General features: G+C 58.1%; 19 protein-coding genes. 1 reads left to right on the top strand and 18 read right to left on the bottom strand.

Annotated features, from left to right (window positions below):
- Window position 1: 1 nt before the first annotated feature.
- The 17 genes from KO498_RS14205 to coxB all read right to left on the bottom strand — a co-directional run bounded on the left by KO498_RS14205 (window position 2) and on the right by coxB (window position 17,390).
- A complete protein-coding gene (locus KO498_RS14205) occupies window positions 2-1,306 on the bottom strand; it encodes an FAD-binding oxidoreductase (protein ID WP_215960591.1) in 1,305 nt (434 codons plus the stop codon).
- Window positions 1,306-2,301, bottom strand: coding sequence for a lysylphosphatidylglycerol synthase transmembrane domain-containing protein (locus tag KO498_RS14200; RefSeq protein ID WP_252731460.1), 996 nt, complete (start codon window positions 2,299-2,301; stop codon window positions 1,306-1,308). The genes KO498_RS14205 and KO498_RS14200 overlap by 1 nt, the downstream gene beginning before the upstream one ends.
- Window positions 2,302-2,420: 119 nt before the next feature.
- A complete protein-coding gene (locus KO498_RS14195; RefSeq protein WP_215960589.1) occupies window positions 2,421-3,044 on the bottom strand; it encodes a 3-oxoacid CoA-transferase subunit B in 624 nt (207 codons plus the stop codon).
- A gap of 1 nt (window position 3,045) precedes the next feature.
- The gene (locus KO498_RS14190) at window positions 3,046-3,759 is read right to left on the bottom strand and encodes a CoA transferase subunit A (RefSeq protein ID WP_215960588.1); all 714 of its coding nucleotides are present in this window, start codon (window positions 3,757-3,759) and stop codon (window positions 3,046-3,048) included.
- A gap of 96 nt (window positions 3,760-3,855) precedes the next feature.
- Window positions 3,856-4,437: a L,D-transpeptidase gene (locus KO498_RS14185; protein ID WP_215960587.1), complete on the bottom strand. Its 582-nt coding sequence runs from the start codon at window positions 4,435-4,437 to the stop codon at window positions 3,856-3,858.
- A 102-nt stretch (window positions 4,438-4,539) separates the two neighbouring features.
- Complete coding sequence (gene topA, locus KO498_RS14180; protein ID WP_215960586.1) at window positions 4,540-7,149, bottom strand: type I DNA topoisomerase; 2,610 nt, start codon at window positions 7,147-7,149, stop codon at window positions 4,540-4,542.
- A 144-nt stretch (window positions 7,150-7,293) separates the two neighbouring features.
- Window positions 7,294-8,463 carry a DNA-processing protein DprA gene (gene dprA / locus KO498_RS14175; protein WP_215960788.1) on the bottom strand — a complete coding sequence of 390 codons (1,170 nt, stop codon included), beginning with the start codon at window positions 8,461-8,463 and terminating at the stop codon, window positions 7,294-7,296.
- Window positions 8,464-8,536: 73 nt separating this feature from the next.
- Window positions 8,537-9,958: an FAD-binding oxidoreductase gene (locus KO498_RS14170; RefSeq protein ID WP_215960585.1), complete on the bottom strand. Its 1,422-nt coding sequence runs from the start codon at window positions 9,956-9,958 to the stop codon at window positions 8,537-8,539.
- Between the two features lie 4 nt (window positions 9,959-9,962).
- A complete protein-coding gene (locus KO498_RS14165; protein ID WP_436835941.1) occupies window positions 9,963-10,553 on the bottom strand; it encodes a GNAT family N-acetyltransferase in 591 nt (196 codons plus the stop codon).
- Window positions 10,550-11,812 carry a M16 family metallopeptidase gene (locus tag KO498_RS14160; protein WP_215960584.1) on the bottom strand — a complete coding sequence of 421 codons (1,263 nt, stop codon included), beginning with the start codon at window positions 11,810-11,812 and terminating at the stop codon, window positions 10,550-10,552. Before KO498_RS14160 ends, KO498_RS14165 begins: the two co-directional genes overlap by 4 nt.
- Window positions 11,809-13,197, bottom strand: coding sequence for a threonine synthase (gene thrC, locus KO498_RS14155; RefSeq protein WP_215960583.1), 1,389 nt, complete (start codon window positions 13,195-13,197; stop codon window positions 11,809-11,811). The genes KO498_RS14160 and thrC overlap by 4 nt, the downstream gene beginning before the upstream one ends.
- Entirely contained in the window at window positions 13,197-13,868 is a 672-nt protein-coding gene (locus KO498_RS14150; RefSeq protein ID WP_215960582.1) for an SURF1 family protein, read from the bottom strand. The genes thrC and KO498_RS14150 overlap by 1 nt, the downstream gene beginning before the upstream one ends.
- A gap of 79 nt (window positions 13,869-13,947) precedes the next feature.
- A complete protein-coding gene (locus tag KO498_RS14145; RefSeq protein WP_215960581.1) occupies window positions 13,948-14,748 on the bottom strand; it encodes a cytochrome c oxidase subunit 3 in 801 nt (266 codons plus the stop codon).
- An 18-nt stretch (window positions 14,749-14,766) separates the two neighbouring features.
- Entirely contained in the window at window positions 14,767-15,351 is a 585-nt protein-coding gene (locus tag KO498_RS14140) for a cytochrome c oxidase assembly protein (RefSeq protein WP_215960580.1), read from the bottom strand.
- On the bottom strand, window positions 15,351-15,554 hold the full coding sequence (locus KO498_RS18240) for a cytochrome C oxidase assembly protein (protein WP_252731459.1): 204 nt from the start codon (window positions 15,552-15,554) through the stop codon (window positions 15,351-15,353). The genes KO498_RS14140 and KO498_RS18240 overlap by 1 nt, the downstream gene beginning before the upstream one ends.
- Window positions 15,551-16,492, bottom strand: coding sequence for a heme o synthase (cyoE, locus tag KO498_RS14130; RefSeq protein ID WP_215960579.1), 942 nt, complete (start codon window positions 16,490-16,492; stop codon window positions 15,551-15,553). The genes KO498_RS18240 and cyoE overlap by 4 nt, the downstream gene beginning before the upstream one ends.
- 55 nt (window positions 16,493-16,547) lie before the next feature.
- Complete coding sequence (gene coxB / locus KO498_RS14125; RefSeq protein ID WP_215960578.1) at window positions 16,548-17,390, bottom strand: cytochrome c oxidase subunit II; 843 nt, start codon at window positions 17,388-17,390, stop codon at window positions 16,548-16,550.
- Between the two features lie 193 nt (window positions 17,391-17,583).
- Between coxB and tldD the strand changes: the two genes are divergently transcribed.
- Entirely contained in the window at window positions 17,584-19,005 is a 1,422-nt protein-coding gene (gene tldD / locus KO498_RS14120; protein ID WP_215960577.1) for a metalloprotease TldD, read from the top strand.
- Between the two features lie 113 nt (window positions 19,006-19,118).
- On the opposite strand, the gene KO498_RS14115 is transcribed toward tldD, so the two are convergent.
- Window positions 19,119-20,390 (bottom strand): aspartate aminotransferase family protein, encoded by a 1,272-nt coding sequence (locus tag KO498_RS14115; protein WP_215960576.1) that lies wholly within the window; start codon window positions 20,388-20,390, stop codon window positions 19,119-19,121.
- Window position 20,391 lies beyond the last annotated feature (1 nt).

The following is a 20,391-nucleotide window of genomic DNA, read 5'->3' as shown; positions in this document are numbered from 1 at the left end:
ATCATTCACTCCTCAGGCCAAGGCGGCGGGTCAGGTCAGTTTCAAGGGCTTTGCTTGGGTCGGCCTTATTGGCCTCCGCCGCCCATTTGCGCCAGTCAGGATACATGGCTTTGGCTTGTTCTTCAGTCGCAAGGCTGTCTTTGGCGAAGTAAATCCGTCCGCCAGCCTTCAGCGTGTCTTCATTGAGCTCGGCAATCAGCTTGCGCGCCTTGGGGCTTTCGCGAAAATCAACCGCGAGGGTGTAGCCTTGCATAGGGAAAGACATGATGCCCGAAGCGTCAGGCCCCATGCGTTTGAGCACGGCGAGGGGAGAGGCGAGGCCGCTACCAGCGATCTTCTCGACCATGGCTTTAAGCGCGTCCAAGCTATCGTCAGGCACGACGCATTGAAACTGGTGAAAGCCTTGTTTGCCATAGAGACGGTTCCAGTTGTGTATGCCATCAAGCGGGAAGAAAAACTCCTCCAGCGGTTTGATGCGGGTCTGACCACCGTCGCGGATGCGCAAGTAATACGCCTTGTTAAAACCGCGCACGATCGCCTTTGACAGCGTGATGCGGGGGAAGTTGAACGGCACAGACTTGCTTGCACCTGCGGGCGAGCTTTGAGGTTCAACTGCGGTGGTGATCGCTTCTTCAACAATGCCACGCCCGAGCTTGCTGCCCTTGGCCGTCGCGTCAAGCCAGCCGACAGTATAGGGCGCGTTTGACGACGCGAGCAGGGCGATATGCTCTTCCCAGTTCTCGGCGCGTTGCTCGGTGACTTCCATGCCGCGACCGTCGCAGCGCTTCATTTGCAGCGTTGCCGACAGGATTATGCCGGTTTGGCCGAGGCCCCCGAGGGTTGCTGTGAACAAGGCTTTGTTCTTTGGCGTGATGGTCTTTGGCCTGCCGTTTGTGACGAGTCTGATCGCGGTGACATGGGCACCAAATGAGCCGTCGACATGGTGGTTCTTGCCGTGCACATCCATAGCGATGCATCCGCCGACAGTCGCAAAGCCTGTGCCGGGCATGACGGCGGGCATCCAGCCTAAAGGCGCGAACAAGCGCGCAAGCTCGCCAATGGGCATGCCGGCCTCGGCCTCGACCAATCCGGTTTCGGCGTTAAATGACAGCACGCGATCAAGGCGTGACATTTCAACAGCGCGGCCGCCGTTGTTTGTGCATGCATCGCCATATGAGCGGCGGTTGCCAATAGCAGGCACGGGTGCTGCGGCTTCGACCGCTTTGCTACGTTCGGGGCGAGCGACTTCGCCTGTGGCTTGAAGCGCGCGGCCCCAACCAGAGTAGGACATTTCATTCCAGCGCATCAGTGCGCTCCTTTGCTTCTTAGTGATTTGGTTTCGGCGTATGGGAACACACCGAGGCCCAAAAGAATTGCGAACCATAGGGTTGTGAAGCGGATGACGGCGGTTGCTGGCAACGCGACTTCGAGCGGCACGCCCTCGACCAGCAAGAGCGCAACCATTGCGGCCTCAGCGCCGCCGATGCCGCCCGGCGCGCCTGTGAGGCCGCCAGCGAGCGTTGAAAAAACGAAGATCAGCACGGCCATCGCGAACCCGATGTCGGCTTGCATCCACATGAGCAAAAGCCAGAACGCATAGCCCTCCGCGAGCCATCCGATGAGGCCGAGGACGGTGGCAGCGGCTAGGGTGCTCGCACCTGAAAACATACGAAGTGATCGCGCCGCACGGCGAATGCGGGCCATGAAACGCGGGAACAACCCTGTGGCTTTGTAAAACCGCTTAGCGGTGAAAGAGAGCAATGTCGGGCGTGTCACCAGAATAGCGCCTGTGAGTGCGAGCAATGTGACAGGGATGCCAAAGCGGATCATGCTTCCGGAGAACAAGAGTGAGAAACCAAGGATCAGCGCCATTGCCGCGAGGTCTGATGCGCGATCAACCAGCACAAGCGGCGCGGTGCGCTCAAAGCTCCAGCCCGTTTCGCGCTTGAGCCAGCGCATGCGAATAAGCTCGCCCACACGGCCGGGTGTTGCTGACATGGCGAAGCCGCCGATGAAATGCCGCAAGTTTTGGCCGAGTGTGGTGCCAAGGCCGAGTCGGGTTGTGAAAAAATGCCAACGGAAGCCGCGAAAAAAGTAGTTGACGAGGCTAAGCGCCAGAAGGGCGAGGAGCTGCAGGAAGCCGAGCTTTTTGAGCTGCGTCATCGTCTCTTCCCAGCCAGTTGCGGCGGCGAGGGAGGCGAGGCCAATCAGCACAAGCACAAACAGCCCGCCGAGCAACAAGATGTCGCGGTTGCGGGTGCTGGCCTTAGCGGGGGCGCTCAAGGGTATGTCACTGCTCATAGTCATTGCTCGCCGATTTACGTATCAATTCGGGCAATTTTATGGATTTGTTGCGAAGGGCGAAACAAAAAAGAAAACGGGCCACCGAAGTAGCCCGCTCTGTTGTTTGAAAACGTGGTTTAAACCAGCGTTGCTTGCGTGCTTGAACGCATTTCTTCTTCTGAAACACCGTCAGCCAGCTCAACAATTTTAAGGCCGCCTTCGACAACATCCAGCACACCGAGGTTGGTGATGATGCGATCGACAACTTTCTGGCCGGTCAGCGGCAGGGTGCATTCTTTGAGAACTTTGCTGTCGCCGTGCTTGTTTGTGTGATCCATGACCACAACAACACGCCCAACACCCGCAACAAGATCCATCGCGCCGCCCATGCCTTTAACGAGCTTGCCTGGGATCATCCAGTTCGCGAGGTCGCCATTTTCGGCAACTTCCATCGCGCCGAGGATGGCCATAGCGATCTTGCCACCACGGATCATGCCGAAGCTTTGTGCACTGTCAAAATACGCAGTCTGCGGCAGTTCGGTGATGGTCTGCTTGCCGGCATTGATCAGGTCGGCGTCTTCCTCACCGTCGATGGGGAAAGGCCCCATGCCGAGCATACCGTTCTCTGATTGTAGCGTCACTTCAACGCCGTCAGGGATGTAGTTGCTCACCAGCGTCGGAATGCCGATGCCGAGGTTAACATACCAGCCGTCTTGCAGCTCTTGCGCGGCGCGTGCCGCCATTTGATTGCGATCCCACATATTATGCGCTCCTCACTGTGCGTTGCTCGATGCGCTTCTCGTGATCCCCTTGGATGATGCGATGCACATAGATGCCGGGCAGGTGAATGCTGTCAGGGTCAAGCGAGCCTGTCGGCACAATCTCTTCAACTTCGACAACGCAGGTCTTGCCACACATGGCAGCAGGCGGGTTGAAGTTGCGCGCGGTTTTGCGGAACACAAGGTTGCCTGTCGCGTCGGCCTTCCATGCTTTCACAATGGCAAGGTCAGCAAACAAGCCTGTTTCCATGATGTAAGTCTCGGCTTCACCATTTGGGCCAGTCGGGAAGTCTTTGTGCTCTTTGCCTTCTGCGATCACCGTGCCAACACCTGTTTTGGTGTAAAACCCGGGAATGCCGCAACCACCGGAGCGCATGCGCTCGGCGAGCGTGCCTTGCGGGTTGAACTCAAGCTCAAGCTCGCCAGACAGATACTGGCGCATAAACTCGGCGTTCTCGCCGACATATGAGCTGATCATTTTCTTGACTTGCTTGGTTTGCAGCAAAATACCGATACCGAAGTCGTCAACACCTGCGTTGTTAGACGCAAAGGTAAGATCCTTTGTGCCGGCGTCTTTGATCGCCTGTAGCAACAACTCTGGGATGCCGCAAAGGCCGAAACCGCCCGAGGCGATGAACATGCCGTCGTGCAGCAGCCCGTCGAGCGCCTCAGTTGCGGAACCATAGACTTTTTTCATGGAGAACTCCCTTGAAGATACGTTGCCTGAGTTGTGGCGCGGCAGGCAAGCAGAGTCAATCACGAGGGGGTTTCTACGTAGGCTAGAAAACGGTGCCTAGATCAGCCGCACCTGTGTGCCGACTTGCGCCAGCGCGAACAGTTCTGCGATTTTTTCGTTGTAGAGGCCAATACAACCATCAGAGGACGGGCGGCCTATCTTGCGGGTGTCGTGGGTGCCGTGAATGAGATAGGCGGGCCAGTCGAGATAGAGCGCATGTGTGCCGAGGGGGTTTTCGGGCGCACCGCCTGCAACAGGCTTCCAGTCGGGGAAGCGCTCTCGCATTGAGGCTGTCGGTGTCCAGCTGGGCCCGACTTTCTTGCGCACGATCTTGGTGTAGCCGCGTTTGGTCAGCTCTTCGGTTCTGGGAACCGATGTTGGATAAATGCGATAGTCAGAGCCATTCGGGGCCCAGTAGTGAAGCGCCCGTGAGACCGTGTCGCAGACAATGGCGCCGTTGCCGAGTGTCTCGAAATGATCACTCCACTGCTGGGTCTTGAAGCTGGAAATGTTGTGGCGCTCTGCTCCAGCTTGGGGCGTTGCTTGCCCGTCGGTGTTCGCGCGTGCAACGGCTGGCATTGCGAGGGCGGCGCTTGCTCCCAAAAGAAGAGAACGACGGGAGACAGATTTAGCTAACATTGTTCTGGCCTTATGAAGGTTGGTATTTGCCAATGTAAAAGCACTTTTGCGAGCTGTCAGGAACTCACGTTTTTGTGCGCTGGCAATAACGTGCTCAACCGGTCACTCTGCGGCCGGTTTTTTAGCCGTTGTTTTCTTTGCTGCCGGTTTCTTTGCTGCCGGTTTTTTAGCTGCTGCTTTCTTCTTTGGAGCGGCCTTCTTCTTTGCGGCAGGCTTTTTCTTGCCGCCTTTGGCCGCCTTCTCGGCGATCCACTCCACAGCCTGCGCCATTGTCACGTCAGCAGCTTCGACATCTTTCGGGATGGTCGCGTTAACCTTTTCCCATTTTACATAGGGGCCATAGCGGCCGTCCATCACGTTGACGGGCCCGCCGCTGTCGGGGTGTTCGCCCAGCTCTTTGAGCGGCTTGGCAGCCGCAGAGCGGCCACGACCCGGGTTGGCGCGTTTTTCAGCGAGCAGTTCAACGGCGCGGTTCATCCCGAGCTCGAACACATCGTTCGGGTCTTTGAGGTTGGCGTAGGTCGGCTTGGCGTCATCGGGCAGTTTGTGCATGACATAGGGGCCAAAGCGGCCGAAGTTCGAACTGATCATGCCGCCATCGGGATGCTCGCCGATTTCGCGTGGCAACGAAAGAAGCGTGAGGGCCTTTGGCAGGTCCATCTCGTCTTTCTGCCAGCCTTTCGGGAGCGAGGCACGCGGCGGCTTTTTGTTCTCGGGTGTCGGCTCTCCGCGTTGCACATAGGGGCCAAAGCGGCCTGACTTGAGCCAGATCTCGTCGCCGGCATCTTCGCCGAGCACGCGTTCGTCACCGTCAGCGCCTTCGCCCGCGATCGGGCGGGTGTAGGTGCACTCGGGGTAGTTTCCGCAGCCGACAAACCCGCCGGTACGTGAAGACTTAAGATGCAACTGGCCGTTGCCACACTTGGGGCAAGCGCGCGGGTCTGAGCCGTCTTCCTTAGGCGGATAAAGCTGCGGTGCCAGCGCGTCATCAAGCACATCAAGCACAGCGGAGATGCGCAACTCCGATGTCTCGGCGATGGCGGCGTTGAAGTCCTTCCAAAAGCGGTCAAGCACGTTCTTATAGTTGCGGTTGCCCGCCGAAACATCATCAAGCTCTTCCTCAAGGTTGGCTGTGAACTCATAGCCGACATACTTGCGAAAGAAGTTGAGCAGGAAAATCGTGACAATGCGGCCTTTGTCTTCGGGGAAAAGGCGGTTTTTGTCTTTGCGCACATACTCGCGGTCTTGGATCGTGGTGATCACTGACGCGTAAGTTGAGGGGCGACCGATGCCGAGTTCTTCCATGCGCTTCACGAGCGTCGCCTCGGTGTAGCGCGGCGGCGGCTGGGTGAAATGCTGCTCGGGGCTGACAGACTTCTTGTCAGCGGGCTCACCTTGGGAAATCTGCGGCAGGCGCTTGTCGTCGTCATCAACCACGTGGTCATCGCGGCCTTCCTCATAGACGCGCATGAAGCCGTCAAACAACACGACTTGCCCCGTGGCGCGCAGCCCGACTTGGCCATCGTCAGAGGCGATGTCGACCGTGGTGCGCTCCATCTTGGCGCTGGCCATTTGGCACGCGAGCGTGCGCTTCCAGATCAAGTCATAGAGCTTGGCTTGGTCAGCGTCGCGCAGTTTGAGGGCTGCTGCGTCGGCGTTAAGGTCGGTCGGGCGGATACATTCGTGCGCTTCTTGGGCGTTCTTGGCTTTGTTCTTATAGATGCGCGGCTCGCTTGGCACATACTCTGCGCCATAGCGGCTGTTGATAGCGTCGCGCGTGGCTGTCACGGCTTCGGGCGCCATGTCGATGCCATCGGTTCGCATATATGTGATGTGTCCGGCCTCATAAAGGCGCTGCGCCGTGCTCATGCAGACTCGCGCGCCCATGCCAAACTTGCGGCTGGCCTCTTGTTGAAGCGTCGATGTCATGAAGGGCGCGGACGGGTTGCGCGCGGCCGGTTTGGCCTCAACGGAGGCAACCTTGAGCGTGCGCGAGTTGACGGCTTGAACCGCAAGCTCGGCTTGGGTGTCGTTGCTAATGTCGAACTTTTCAAGCTTCTTGCCAGCGAGAACAGTGAGGCGCGCTTCGTATTCCTGCCCGCGTGGTGTCGCGAGCATGGCCTTAACTGTCCAGTATTCTTGCGGGTTAAAAGCCTCGATCTCCATTTCGCGCTCAACGATGAGGCGCAAGCAGACAGACTGCACCCGGCCAGCAGAGCGCGCTCCGGGCAATTTGCGCCAGAGCACCGGGCTAAGGTTGAACCCAACGAGATAATCAAGTGCGCGTCGGGCGAGATAGGCCTCAACCAGCGGCGCATCGATCTCGCGGGGGTTTTGCATCGCCTCGGTGACGGCGGCCTTGGTGATCGCGTTGAAGACAACGCGGCTGACAGGCGTGTCTTTTTTGATGGCCTTGCGTTTGCGCAGAGCCTCTTCAAGGTGCCAGCTGATCGCCTCGCCTTCGCGGTCAGGGTCGGTCGCGAGAATGAGGTTCGGGTCGTCTTTCAAAGCATCGGCGATGGCTTTGACATGCTTGCGGCTGTCGTAGCCGATCTCCCACTTCATCTCGAATTCATTGTCGGTGTCGACTGACCCGTCTTTTGGCGGCAGATCACGAACGTGCCCGTAAGAGGCGAGAACGGTGTAGCCCTTACCCAAATACTTGTTGATGGTTTTTGCCTTGGCAGGGGATTCGACAACAACAACGGGCATAAAATTCCTCTCAACTCCGAAACACGACTGGCGGCGCAAAATGTGATTGCGAGAGAGGGAATGTCAATGCGGCTTATGATGCTAAGTTGAATTTTCCTGAGAAGTGAGCTGTTTGGCGCGTGTTTGTTGCAACGTCTCAATCCGTTAATGCATGGGTTCCTCAACCTCTTTTGAAAGCATGCCGCCTGCGGCGCGGTTGATTTTTCCGTCAAGTTCAAGCTCGATCAAGACAGGGGTGACGGCCTGTGGAGGGCGGGCCAGATCGCGTATGAGTTGGTCTTCCAGCAGCGGCGACGGGCCGAGCCGGTCAAGGATTTGCTGATGAAGACTGGTGGTTTGAGCGAGGTCGCGTTGTTCGGGCGGGGGCGGCGGTATGTCGAGCGCGAGTTCCGCTTCCGGCGCGGCCTCGGGTGTTTCGGCGAGGGGCTGGAGGGCCTCAAGCACGTCTTCGCTAGAGCGCACGAGCGTGGCCCCGTCGCGGATCAACATATTGCAGCCCGATGCGCGGGCATCAAACGGATGCCCCGGCACGGCCAAAACCTCGCGGCCTTGATCAAGCGCGTTGCGGGCGGTGATCAGGCTACCGGATTTGGACGCGGCCTCGACGACAACCAAACCCTCGGAGAGGCCGGAAATCAGACGGTTGCGGCGTGGGAAATGCCGCGCTTGCGGGCGCAGGCCCATAGGCTGCTCAGAGATCAGTGCGCCATGTTCAAGGATGTCATCGGCCAATTGCGCATTCTCGGCGGGGTAGATCACGTCAACGCCGCCGGCGAGCACTGCGATTGTTCCGCCTGACAAGCTGGAAATATGGGCGCAAGTGTCGATCCCGCGGGCAAGGCCGGATACGACAACCTGACCCTTTTCAGAAAGCCCGCGGGCAAGCGCCCGCGCGGTGCGCCCGCCCAAGGACGACGCGTTGCGCGCTCCGACCATGCCGATGGCGGCGCGTTTGAACACCGAAAGCTGGCCGCGCACCCAAAGAATTGGCGGCGGGTCGGATAGATCAAGCAAGGCACGAGGGTAGTTTGGAGAGCCGATGCAAAGCATCGTGGCACGAGCGGCGGCAGCTGCACACAACTCGTCACGTGCGGCGGCCTCAGTGCAAACCTGATAGCCGCTTACGCCGGTGCTTTGGGCGAGCGCAGGCAATGCAACAAGCGCTGCAGCGGCGCTGCCATGTTCGCCGAGCAGGCGATAAAACGTCGCGATACCGACACGGCGAGAGCGCAAGAGACGAAGCCACAACACCTGTTCATCTTCCGTGGATGGAGGGAATGGGGGGTGAGTAGAAGGATGATAGTCTTCAGCCATTGTGACTCCGCCTGCTTGCAGAATCATGTTTACGCTCTGTTGGTTAACAGCCCGTAAACTAAGCTTTAGATTTTCAGAAAACTGTGCGCAGAACGGCACCGGGGTTCATGATTCCGAGTGGATCAAGCGCGTTCTTTGTGGCGCGCATGGCAGCAAGGCGTGTCGGGTCTCCGTAGTGTTCTAGTGCGTCAACTTTGTGCCGCCCGACACCGTGTTCAGCACTGAAAGACCCGCCAAGCCTGACAGCAATATCATGCGTGATTTCCTGCACTTGTGCGGCTGCGTCGCCGTAGCTTTCACGCGTCTTTCCAAGTGCCGGGTAGACGTTGTAATGCAGGTTTCCATCGCCCAGATGGCCGAAGCAATTGATCCGATAGTCGCCATGAGCGGCGAGAGCTGCACCAGTGGTTTTGATGAACTCCGCGAGTTTGCTCAAGGGCAGCGAAACATCGTGACTGGACAAGCCACCAACGAGGCGGTTGGCTTCCGGAATGCTCTCGCGGACGGCCCAGAAAGCTTGAGACTGGGCCGCATTCTGAGCGATCAACCCGTCACTCACGAGATCAGCTTCCAGAGCACGCGCGAACAGGGTCTCGAACTCGGCTTGCGGATCAAGTCCGGCTGGCAATCCAAGATCTATCAGCACGGACCACTCAGGCGGTTCGGCGAACATCTGGCGCACATCGGGGAGCCTTTCGGTCAGGAACTCAAGGCCTTGGCGGTGAATGAGCTCAAAGGCGCTGATGGTTTCGCCAAGCTGCTCACGCGCGAGAGACAACAGCGACAAAGCCGCAGCGGGGTTTGGAACGACAAACGCGGCAGTGCCAGTGTTTGCCGGCCTCGGGAACAGTTTGAGCGCAGCAGCGGTGATCACGCCGAGCGTGCCTTCAGAGCCAATAAGCAGGTTGCGTAAGTCATAGCCTGTGTTGTCTTTGCGTAGGCGGGTAAGCCCGTGCCAGATATCACCATTGGGCAGCACGGCCTCCAAACCCAGGCAAAGGTCACGCGCATTGCCATAGCGCAGCACGTTGAGGCCGCCTGCATTTGTCGCGAGGTTGCCGCCGATCTGCGCAGTGCCTTGCGAGGCAATCGACAAGGGAAACAAGCGCTTTGCCTCGGAGGCGGCCTCTTGAACCGACTGCAGCGTTGCTCCGGCTTCGGCGATCACAACGTTCTCTTCAGGGTAAATGGCGCGGATCTTGTTCATGCGTTCAAGCGAGAGCAACAAGGGTGCCGGGCCGTCAGGCATAACTTGTGCGCCGACAAGGCCTGTGCCGCCGCCGTATGGCACTACGGGAACGCAAGCCTCTGCGGCGCAGCGAATTGCAGCAGCAACGTCTTGGACTGTGCTCGGGGCGGCAACGATGCCTGCCTTGCCTCTCCATTTGCCACGCGGCTCTTCGAGGTAACGTTGTTCGGGAGCACGCAGGGCGGCTTCTGGTAGAACACTTGAGAGTGCTTTGATAAAGGCGGCGTTGGCAGGGTAAAGCGACATCTTGTTAGCCTACATCGGTTTTGCCGCGTCGGTCTATCCGCAGGGCAGCAAAGAGCACGTGATTTCGCCAGCGCCCGTCGATCTGCAAATAGCTTTGGGCAACGCCTTCGTATTTGAAGCCCGAGCGCTCTAGCAGCCCGCGAGAGGGCGTGTTCTCGGGTAGGCACGCGGCCTCTATTCGCGACAGATCCATCACATGAAAAGCATGATGAACGGTAGCAACAAGGGCTTCGCGCATGATGCCTTGCCGGGCATAGGGCTCGCCTGTCCAGTAGCCGACAGTGGCGGCTTGAGCGGGGCCGCGGCGGATATTATCGAGGGTGATGGCGCCAACCAACTGTTCGTCTTCACGGCGGAAGATGAACAAAGGCACCGCGGTTTCGCCATTTATCGCGCGCTGCGCCCAGTAAACACGGTTGGTAAAGGTGCGCCGCGAAAGGTGATCTTGCGCCCAGGCGGGCTCCCACGGAACGAGATATTCTTCAGAGTCGCGGCGCAGAGATGACCAGCTGATAAAGTCGGAATGTTGCGGTGCGCGCAGGGTCAGACGTTCGGTCTCGATCCGAAGCTTTTTATGCGCGCGCATCAGCATCATGCGGCAGACTTCTGGCGCAGGTTTTGCAGGCTCGGCGCGTTTTCAACTGGGCCATAAAGCGCTAGCGAGCTGCGCGCATCACGCGCCATATGTGCAGCCATTGCACGCACGTCGGCTGTGCTGACAGCTTCGACCTTTTGCACGACCTCCGAAATGTCAGGCACGCGGCCCCAGATTTGCACCATGCGGGCCAGACGCTCGGCGCGGTTTGAGGGGCTCTCAAGGCCCATGAGCATACCAGCCTTCATCTGCGCACGGGCGCGGGCAAGTTCGTTATCGTTGATATCGCTTGCTGCACGCGCCATTTCCGCGAGGGTAACCTCGGCGAGTTGGCCAAGTTGGTCGCCTGAAGTTCCGGCGTAGATTGTCATCATGCCGGTGTCGCCGTAAGCGCCGGCTTGGGCAAAAATAGTGTAGCAAAGGCCGCGCTTTTCGCGCACTTCCTGGAACAGGCGCGAGGACATGCCGCCGCCCAGAACGGATGCGTAAAGCTGTGCTGTAAAGATCGCATCGTCGCGATAGTTCGGGCCTTCAAAGGCGAGGGCAAAATGGGCTTGCTCAAGGTCTTTGACAACACGGCGCTCACCACCTTGGAACAATGCGGGTGTTTCGCTTGGGCTTTGCGAGGCGGGCATATGGCCGAACAGCTCGGTTGCTTGCGCGACGATCTCATCATGGTTCACGTCACCAGCCGCGGCAAGGATCATGTTGCCGGGGCCGTAGTGCTCGGAGACGAACTGTCGCAAGTCGGCTTCGGTAAAGCTGTTCACCCGCTCGGCGGGGCCGAGGATCGTGCGGCCAAGGGGCTGATCGGGGTAGCTCTGTTCTTGGAGCCAGTCAAAGATTACGTCATCGGGCGTATCAAGCGCTTGGCCGATCTCTTGCAAGATAACGCCGCGCTCGACGTCGATCTCTTTTTGCTCGAATAGCGGGTTGAGCAGGATGTCGGCGATCACGTCGATAGACAGGTTTACATCTTCCGCCAGAACACGGGCGTAATATGCTGTAGTCTCGCGCGAGGTGTAGGCGTTGATATAGCCGCCGACGTTCTCGATCACTTCAGCTATTTCAAGCGAGCTGCGCTTTGCCGTGCCTTTGAACGCCATGTGCTCAAGGAAGTGGGCGATGCCGTTTTGCTCGACCCGCTCATTGCGCCCGCCTGCCGTCACCCAGACGCCAACAGAGGCCGACTTGAGGCTCGGCATACGTTCGGTGACGATGCGAAAACCGTTGGGAAGTGAGTGGGTTTGGATGCTCAACTGCGAGTCCGATCTTTGATGAGAGTTTGGATTTCTGCGAGGTCGTTCTCGACACGGGTGACGCGCTCGTCACGCGAGAACTGCTCAAGCATGTGTGCTGGGAGCGGCGGGCGCACGCCAGATGCGGCCTCAACTGCGTCGGGGAACTTTGCAGGATGCGCCGTTGCCAGTGTGATCATCGGCGTGTCGGCTTGCAGGTGTTCGCTCGCGACTTTGACGCCGACGGCGGAGTGCGGGCAGAGAAGCTCGCCAGTCGCTTTCATGGCCTGCGCGATGGTCGCGGAGGTTTCCTCTTCAGAGCAGCGGCCACTGTCGTAGCTCTCACTGAGGGCTTGCGCCGCACCTTGGCTGACTTTGAAGCCACCTGCTTTAAGCTCGTCCATCAACTGCGCTACGGCGGCACTGTCACGCCCGTAGGCTTCAAACAATGCGCGCTCAAAATTGCTGCTGACTTGGATATCCATTGACGGGCTGATCGAAGGGGTGACGCCGTCAGGCTTGTAATCCGAAGTGCTCAGGCAACGGTGCAGGATGTCGTTCTGGTTTGTCGCCACGACAAGTCGATCAATCGGCAGGCCCATTTGCTTGGCGATGTAGCCTGCGAAAATATCACCGAAGTTGCCTGTTGGCACGGTGAAGCTGACTTTGCGCTCCGGTGCGCCGAGCGAAACTGCGGAGGTGAAGAAGTAAACCACCTGCGCCAGAACGCGGCCCCAGTTGATCGAGTTGACACCTGCAAGGCTGACTGTGTCGCGAAAGTCAAAGTCGTTGAACATGTCTTTGACGCGCGCTTGGCAGTCGTCAAAGTCGCCAGTCACAGCCAGCGCGTGAACGTTGCTCTCGCTGGGTGTGGTCATCTGGCGGCGCTGCACGTCTGAAACGCGGCCGTGCGGGTAGAGAATGAAAACATCAACATTGTCCAACCCGCGGAAGGCTTCGATCGCGGCGGAGCCTGTGTCGCCCGATGTCGCGCCGACGATGGTGATGCGTTTGCCCGAACGCGACAGCGCGGCTTGGAACATCTGGCCGATGAGCTGCATGGCGAAGTCTTTGAAGGCCAGCGTCGGGCCGTGAAATAGCTCAAGCAGGAAGTGGCCACTGTCGAGCTGCTTAAGCGGCGCACGCGCGGCGTGGTTGAAACCGGCATAGGCCTGCGCGATCAGCTGTTTGAACTCGGCGTCTGTGAACGTGTCACCAATGAAGGGCCGCATGATCGTGAAGGCTGCTTCTTCATAGGGCATGCCGTGCAGCGCTTTGATCTCGGCTGTGCTTAGTGTCGGGATGGTCTTGGGCAGGTATAGCCCTCCATCACGCGCGAGGCCTGTTAGCATGGCCTCCTCAAAGCTGAGTTCGGGGGCTTTTCCACGGGTCGAGATATAGCGCATCAGGTGCCTTTCCTTGAACGGCGGGTGAGGAAGTAAATCGTCATTAGCACCCAAACTGCCGCCAATCCATACCAAGTGATGATGTATTCGAGGTGTCGGTTGGGAATGCTTGAAGTGTCGACGGGAAGCGGCAGGATTGTGCCGTCACGGGGTGTGCTTTGACGGGCGATTATGAGCAATGGCTCGGCACCAAGCTCGGCGGCAAGTTTGGGCACATCGCGAGCATACCAGATATTGGCCTGCACGTCATCTTCGGGAGTGTATTGGTCACGCTCGGAGGGCCAATGGAGGTTACCAAGGACTGTCGTGTAAACAGCCGGGCGCGGCGCGTCTTTGCTCTCAAGGCGGATGTAGCCGCGGTCAACCATCAGTCGGCGGTTGTTAAACTCGAAGGCCTGAATGATGCGATATCCAGCGCCGTAGTCGCGGGTAGACACCAGCATGTGAACCTCGGGGCCAACAAAGCGACCTTCGGCAATGACGGAGGTAAACTGATCCGCCTCGGGCCTGGCATTTTTCGGTGGCGCAACCGGTGCGGCGGTGAGCTTGCTTTCGATCTCGGCGATGTAGGCAGTTTTCTCCGCCAGCCTACGCACTTGCCAGTTTCCGAGCGAGACAAGCAGGCTCAAGACAATGGCAGTGAGGGCAAGGAAAGGCAGGTTGCGGCGCAAGGGACATCTCGGTGAGTAGACTTAAACGCAAAACGCCCCGCGTGTGTGGCGGGGCGCTTGTTAACTTTTGGGCCTAGGCTTAACCGCCCCAGATGTAGACCGCTGCGAAGAGGAACAGCCAGACAACATCAACAAAGTGCCAATACCATGCTGCCGCTTCAAAGCCGACGTGGTTTTCGCGCGTGAAGTGACCGGCTTGCAAACGCAGCAGGCAGACCAGCAGGAAGATCGTACCGATCAACACATGGAAGCCGTGAAAGCCTGTCGCCATGAAGAAGGTCGCGCCATAGATGTTTCCTGAGAAACCAAAGGCCGCGTGGCTGTATTCATAGGCCTGGAAGATCGTGAACAAGACGCCCAGTGCGACCGCGATAACAAGGCCCCACTTCATGTCTTCACGGTTGTCTTCATGCGCAATCGCGTGGTGTGCCCATGTGGCGGCAGCACCCGAGCAAAGCAGGATCAGCGTGTTGATCAGCGGCAAGTGCCATGCGTCAAAGGTTTCGATACCGGCAGGAGGCCAAACACCGTCAACCAGCGGGCTTTCAGGGCCCATCGGATACATCGCGTGTTTGAAGAACGTCCAGAACCAAGCTGCGAAGAACATGATTTCGGAGATGATGAACAAGACAACGCCGTAGCGCAGGCCGATTTGCACCACAGGGGTGTGATCGCCAACATGGCTTTCTTTCACCACCTCAGACCACCATCCGAACATCACGTAGAAGACGAACAGGAAGCCGACGATCATCATGATCGAGGTCACTTCGTGAAAATAGAGCACCGAGCCGAACAGCAAGATGAAACCCGCAAGCGCGCCAAGAAGCGGCCACGCGGAAGGTGCGAGAATGTGGTAGTCGTGGTTTTTTTCGTGCGCCATGATATCCCTCGTTGGAGGCTAGTTTGTTGTTGATAGGTCGGTTTTTGTGCCCGTGTCTAGTGAAGCTTGCGCTTCGGGCAGGTCGATTTCGTAAAAAGTATAACCCAGCGTGATGGTGTGGACGTATTTTGCCGCGCGGTCTTCTATGATCTCGGGATCAACGAAGAAAGTGACAGGCATTTGAGCCGTCTCACCGGGTTGCAACACTTGCTCTTCAAAACAAAAGCAGTCGATCTTGGTGAAAAACCCACCCGCCTCGTAGGGCGTGACATTATAGCTCGCCGATCCGGCGATAGGCCGGTCTGTCGGGTTGTGAGCCTCGTAAAAGGCCAGCCCGGTTTCACCGATGCGCACAGTCATTTCGCGCTGCATGGGCTTGAAAGACCAAGGCATATTACGGTCTTTTGAAGCGTCAAAACGGATCTTGATGGTTTGATCAAGGATCACATCGCTGCCGGCATCAGCTGTAAGCGTCACGCCGCCAAAGCCAGTGACGCGGCAGAACCAGTCGTAAAACGGCACCGATGCAAAGGCCAAAGCCCCCATAACAACGACCAAAGCGCTGGTTTGCGCGAGGGTTTTCATTTTTGCGTCCATGGCCATCAGTCAGAAGCCCCCGTCTGTGAGGCTTGCTCGGCAGCTTGCTTGGCCTCGAAGGCGGCAGCGGCGGCGGCATTTTGGGCGGTGAGCTTTACGTATGTCATCCCCATCACCAGCAGCACAAAAGAGCCAAGCACGAGGCCAAGCCCGACATTGCGGCTCTTGCGGCGGTTGTGCAGCTCATGTTCGACGCGGGGCAAGCTCATGACCAGCCTCCGAACTCGTAGGCGCCCAGAACGGCCTGCGCGAGAATGGCGAGGAAGTGACCGAAAAGGTAAAGCAACGAGAAGTAGAAAACCTTTTTCTCGACTTTGTAGTCGTCGGCTTCGGCTGTGGCTTCGTCACGGCGCCAGATGTCGAAGGCGCCCTTGAGAAAAACGAGGTTGAGCAGCACGGAAACGGCCAGATAGACTGGCCCGCCTATCGCTGTGAAGGCCGCGCCGATCGCAATAGGTGCGAGCAAGATAGTGTAAACAAGGATATGCCTGCGAGTGGCTTTGCGGCCGTGGGTGACTGTCAGCATCGGCACGCCGGCATCGCGGTAGTCAGACTTCATGAACAGCGCCAGCGCCCAGAAGTGCGGCGGCGTCCACATAAAGATGATGGTGAACATCAAGACGCTTTCAACGCTGATGCCGCCGGTGGCAACGGCCCAGCCGATCATCGGAGGAAAGGCACCAGCTGCGCCGCCAATAACGATGTTTTGCGGCGTCCAGCGTTTGAGCCACATGGTGTAGACGACAACGTAAAAGAAGATGGTGAAGGCCAAGAGGCCTGCGGCAACCCAGTTTGCGGCCAGTGCCAGCATGATCACAGCAAAGACAGACAAGAACACGCCGAAAGCGAAAGTTTCCTGTTCACTAATGCGGCCAGCAGGGATGGGGCGCGACTGGGTGCGCTTCATAATGCGGTCAATATCGGCGTCCCACCACATGTTGAGCGCGCCAGAGGCCCCGCCGCCGATGGCGATGAACAGGATAGACGCGAAGGCCAGCAGCGGGTGAACAGGCTGCGGTGCCGCCAAAAGACCAACGAGCGCCGTGAACACAACAAGCGACATTACCCGCGGCTTGAGCAACGAGAAATAGTCGCCAAAGCTGGCGTCGCCTGTCGTTAGCTGGGTGTTGATCGACGTGTCGCTCATGTTTGCTCTCTGTCGTGTGGTTGCAGGGCAGCGGTTGCCGCCCCGCCATGTGCGTTTAGTCAGCTGATGCGACTGTCACGTTGGTGGGTGTGCCGGCGTATTCGGCTTTGGCTGTTTCGAGCCAAGCAGCATACTCTGCATCAGAGACAACTTGAACCGTGATTGGCATATAAGCGTGGTCTTTGCCGCAAAGCTCTGAGCACTGACCGAAGTACAGCCCTTCTTTGTCAGCTTGGAACCAGAGCTGAGCGAGGCGTCCTGGCACGGCGTCTTGCTTTACACCGAAAGCAGGGATCGTCCACGAGTGAATCACATCAGATGCTGTAACAGTCATGACCACAACCTTGTTAACCGGAACAATGATACGGGTGTCTGTTGCCAACAGGTATTCATCGTCGGAGTAGCCATAGTCAGCCAGCTCTTCACGGGCGACAAGGAAGCTGTCAAAGCCGAACTCTTCGTCGGTATATTCGTAGCCCCAATACCATTGGTTGCCTGTCACTTTGATGTGCACGTCACCCTCGGGGATGATTTGCTGCTTGAACAAGATCGGCAGTGAGAACGCCCCGATGAACACCAACACCAAAACCGGACCAAGCGTCCAGAGCACTTCGATTGTGCTGTGGTGTGTAAAGGTGCCGGGTGTCGGGTTGGCGCGGCGGTTGTAGCGCAGGATGATCACAGCGACGAGGCCGATCACCAACAGGCAGATCGCGGCAATGATCCAGTTGATCATATTGTCGAGGAAGTGAATGTCGCGGGCAAGGTCTGTCGCGGCGGGCTGAAAGCCCATGAGGCCGTCAACCGGCTTACCAACGCGTTCAACCGCGTCTTGAGCCAGTGCGGGAAGGGCAGAAAATGTGGCAAGAGCTGCCAGAAGGGACGTGAGAATTCGCATGGTTCACCCTGATCGGTTGCGTGTTATTTCGTAACGTTAAGCGACTGGGATGAAAGACTCACCTTTCAACCCATTGCCAATTATGGCCCCAAAAACCATATTCTGACTTAAGAGACAACAATCTCGCTTGCGTCAAAGAGCCGCTTTTTTGATCTATATCAAAATAATTCGCTCAACCCTGTTAAGGAATCCAATGAATAACCCTCCATTTCGCCCGTTTGAAACCACTCTCGATCTTGATGAAAGCCTTGTTTTACTGCGTGAAGCGGTGGCCGGAGCCGACGATGGCGAGTTGTTTTTGGAAAGCTCGCAGTCAGAAGCGCTGGTTTTTGATGATGGCCGCGTCAAAACCGCCAGTTTTGATTCTGCGCAGGGTTTTGGCCTTCGCGCAGTGCGCGGAGAGGTCGCCGGATATGCCCATTCGACAGAAATTTCGGAAAAAGCTATCAAACGCGCAGTTGAAACGGCGCGTTTGGCTGTTGGCGCGGGCGGCGGCACTTTGGCGGACGCACCCGCAGGCACCAACCGCAAACTTTATACAGACAATGACCCGATCGCCAGCGCAGGATTTGCCAGCAAGATCGACATTCTTGCCGAGATCGACGCTTTCACCCGCAGCCTTGATCCGCGTGTTGTGCAGGTGACGGCCTCAATTTCCGCCAGCTTGCAACAGGTCGAGATTTTGCGCCCTGAAGGCACACACCTGCGTGACGTGCGGCCCATGACGCGGGTCAATGTCGGGGTGATCGTCGAGCAGAACGGACGGCGCGAGAGCGGCTCGGCTGGCGGCGGCGGGCGCATCGGGCTTGAGGGGCTGCTTGAAGCGAAAGACTGGCAAGTCAAAGCCCGTGAGGCGCTGCGCATTGCTTTGGTCAACCTTGAGGCCGAAGCCGCACCTGCGGGGCAGGTTGATGTGGTGCTTGGGCCGGGCTGGCCGGGCATTTTGCTGCACGAGGCGATCGGCCACGGGCTTGAGGGCGACTTTAACCGCAAAGGCACCTCGGCTTTCGCAGGGCTTATGGGCCAGCAAATCGCGTCCAAGGGCGTGACGGTGCTGGATGACGGCACAATCCCTGATCGGCGCGGATCTATCAGTATCGACGATGAAGGCACACCATCCGCCAAGAACGTGCTTATCGAAGACGGCGTGCTCGTCGGCTATATGCAAGACCGTCAAAACGCGCGGCTCATGGGGGTTGAACCCACAGGCAACGGCCGCCGCGAGAGCTATGCGCACACGCCGATGCCACGGATGACCAACACCTATATGCTCGGCGGTGATAGCGCGCCCGAAGATATCGTCGCCGACATGAAAGACGGCATCTGGGCGGTCGGTTTTGGCGGCGGTCAGGTTGATATCACCAATGGCAAATTCGTGTTCTCCTGCACCGAGGCCTACCGCGTCAAAAACGGCAAAGTCGGCGCACCCGTCAAAGGCGCAACGCTGATCGGCGACGGCGCAACCGCCCTCAAGAACATCCGCGCCCTCGGCAACGACATGGCGCTTGATCCGGGCATGGGCAACTGCGGCAAAGCGGGGCAGTGGGTTCCGGTCGGGGTTGGCCAACCGACAGTGATGATCGGTGGTTTAACCGTAGGCGGTTCTGCCGCATGAGCCTGACAGCGCGCCAAGGTCAGAGAACCGTCATAATCTGATAATTCCGTTGCACCCGATCAGCGGCAAATCTTTGGGAGCCGTTCGACGTTGTGAAAGGAATGTCGCTATTCCTAAGAAATGGATCGCACAGCGTGCTCGACAGCGGCTTTCGTCTGTTCCAGGTCGTTTGGGCTTGTCGCAAGTGACGGGTAGAGCTTCCCTGGCGACTTAAATATCCCGTGCTGGCGCAATGTCGCGTTATAGGTCGCATTTCGGGCGGGATCATCATGCTTGGCGGTGCGGTAATCGCGGCACTGGCTGGTCGTGAAGAAGATATCGAACAAGGTTTCATCCCCGCAGATTTGGTGTGGAATACCTGCGGCATCGAGTGCGCTGCTTTGCATGTCCTGCAATGCGCGACCGGTTTCGCGCAAGCGCTCATAGCTGCCTTCGCGTCTGAGGATTTCCATCGTCTTGAGGCCCGCGGCGGCCGCAACGGGGTTGCCCGATAGCGTTCCAAGTTGCATGAGCCATCTGTCACCGCCCACGACGGATTTGTCAAAATGCTGCATGATCTCGGCGCTGGCTCCGAGGGCAGCGAGCGGGAAGCCGCCGCCAATGATCTTGCCAAGTGTGCAGATATCAGGCGTCACGCCGTAACGTTCCTGCGCGCCGCCATAAGCCAGCCGAAACCCCGTGACGATTTCATCAAAGATCAGCAAGACGCTGTGTTTGTCACACAGATCGCGCAGGCCTTGAAGATACCCCGGTGCGGCAGGAATGATCCGTTGCAGCGGTTCGGCGATGATGGCTGCGATGTCATCGTGCTCGCTCAGCAAAGCCTCGACAGCAGCCAGATCGTTATAGGGCGCGATCAACATCTGATCGGCAACGCTCTGCGGGATGCCTGCACTGTCAGGCACCGCTTGGGGGAAATTCACGCGCTTGTCGGGGGCAAGGCTCATCTGCGCCTCGGCGCTCATGCCGTGGTAGCCGCCTTCGAACTTCAGGATCTTGTTTTTGCCGGTATAGGCGCGTGCAAGGCGAATGGCGTACATGTCCGCCTCGCCGCCTGACGCCACAAAGCGCACCTGTTCGCAACATGGGACTGCATCGACAATCGCCTCTGCCAGCTCGATCCCCTTTGCGTTGTTGGCAAAAAAGGTCATGCCTTTGGGAAGTTGTTCCAATACGGCTTCCATCACCTCGGGGTGGCCGTGGCCAAGCAACATCGGGCCAGACCCGATCAGGTAGTCAATGTATTCGTTTCCGTCCTCGTCCCAGACGTGGCTGCCTTCGCCGCGCGCAATCACAATACCGGGGTCGAAGTTGCCAAAACCGCCTGCGGGCAAAACTGCGTGGGCGCGGGTGATCCATTCAGATTGGGATGTCAGTTTTTGCATG

The organism is Lentibacter algarum, assembly GCF_018860975.1.
Classification (GTDB): domain Bacteria; phylum Pseudomonadota; class Alphaproteobacteria; order Rhodobacterales; family Rhodobacteraceae; genus Lentibacter; species Lentibacter algarum_A.
Note: the sequence above shows the minus strand (reverse complement) of the source record. Positions and strands in the feature narration are given on the sequence as shown.

Excerpts from the sequence above, each read along its gene's own strand:
- dprA (WP_215960788.1), bottom strand. The coding sequence starts at position 8,463 with ATGGCTGAAGACTATCATCCTTCTACTCACCCCCCATTCCCTCCATCC.
- KO498_RS14140 (WP_215960580.1), bottom strand. The coding sequence starts at position 15,351 with ATGGCCATGGACGCAAAAATGAAAACCCTCGCGCAAACCAGCGCTTTG.
- KO498_RS14145 (WP_215960581.1), bottom strand. The coding sequence starts at position 14,748 with ATGGCGCACGAAAAAAACCACGACTACCACATTCTCGCACCTTCCGCG.
- KO498_RS14190 (WP_215960588.1), bottom strand. The coding sequence starts at position 3,759 with ATGAAAAAAGTCTATGGTTCCGCAACTGAGGCGCTCGACGGGCTGCTG.
- tldD (WP_215960577.1), top strand. The coding sequence starts at position 17,584 with ATGAATAACCCTCCATTTCGCCCGTTTGAAACCACTCTCGATCTTGAT.
- KO498_RS14170 (WP_215960585.1), bottom strand. The coding sequence starts at position 9,958 with ATGTCGCTTTACCCTGCCAACGCCGCCTTTATCAAAGCACTCTCAAGT.
- KO498_RS14195 (WP_215960589.1), bottom strand. The coding sequence starts at position 3,044 with ATGTGGGATCGCAATCAAATGGCGGCACGCGCCGCGCAAGAGCTGCAA.
- topA (WP_215960586.1), bottom strand. The coding sequence starts at position 7,149 with ATGCCCGTTGTTGTTGTCGAATCCCCTGCCAAGGCAAAAACCATCAAC.
- coxB (WP_215960578.1), bottom strand. The coding sequence starts at position 17,390 with ATGCGAATTCTCACGTCCCTTCTGGCAGCTCTTGCCACATTTTCTGCC.
- thrC (WP_215960583.1), bottom strand. The coding sequence starts at position 13,197 with ATGCGCTATATCTCGACCCGTGGAAAAGCCCCCGAACTCAGCTTTGAG.
- KO498_RS14185 (WP_215960587.1), bottom strand. The coding sequence starts at position 4,437 with ATGTTAGCTAAATCTGTCTCCCGTCGTTCTCTTCTTTTGGGAGCAAGC.
- cyoE (WP_215960579.1), bottom strand. The coding sequence starts at position 16,492 with ATGAGCGACACGTCGATCAACACCCAGCTAACGACAGGCGACGCCAGC.
- KO498_RS14205 (WP_215960591.1), bottom strand. The coding sequence starts at position 1,306 with ATGCGCTGGAATGAAATGTCCTACTCTGGTTGGGGCCGCGCGCTTCAA.
- KO498_RS14165 (WP_436835941.1), bottom strand. The coding sequence starts at position 10,553 with ATGATGCTGATGCGCGCGCATAAAAAGCTTCGGATCGAGACCGAACGT.
- KO498_RS14200 (WP_252731460.1), bottom strand. The coding sequence starts at position 2,301 with ATGAGCAGTGACATACCCTTGAGCGCCCCCGCTAAGGCCAGCACCCGC.
- KO498_RS18240 (WP_252731459.1), bottom strand. The coding sequence starts at position 15,554 with ATGAGCTTGCCCCGCGTCGAACATGAGCTGCACAACCGCCGCAAGAGC.
- KO498_RS14115 (WP_215960576.1), bottom strand. The coding sequence starts at position 20,390 with ATGCAAAAACTGACATCCCAATCTGAATGGATCACCCGCGCCCACGCA.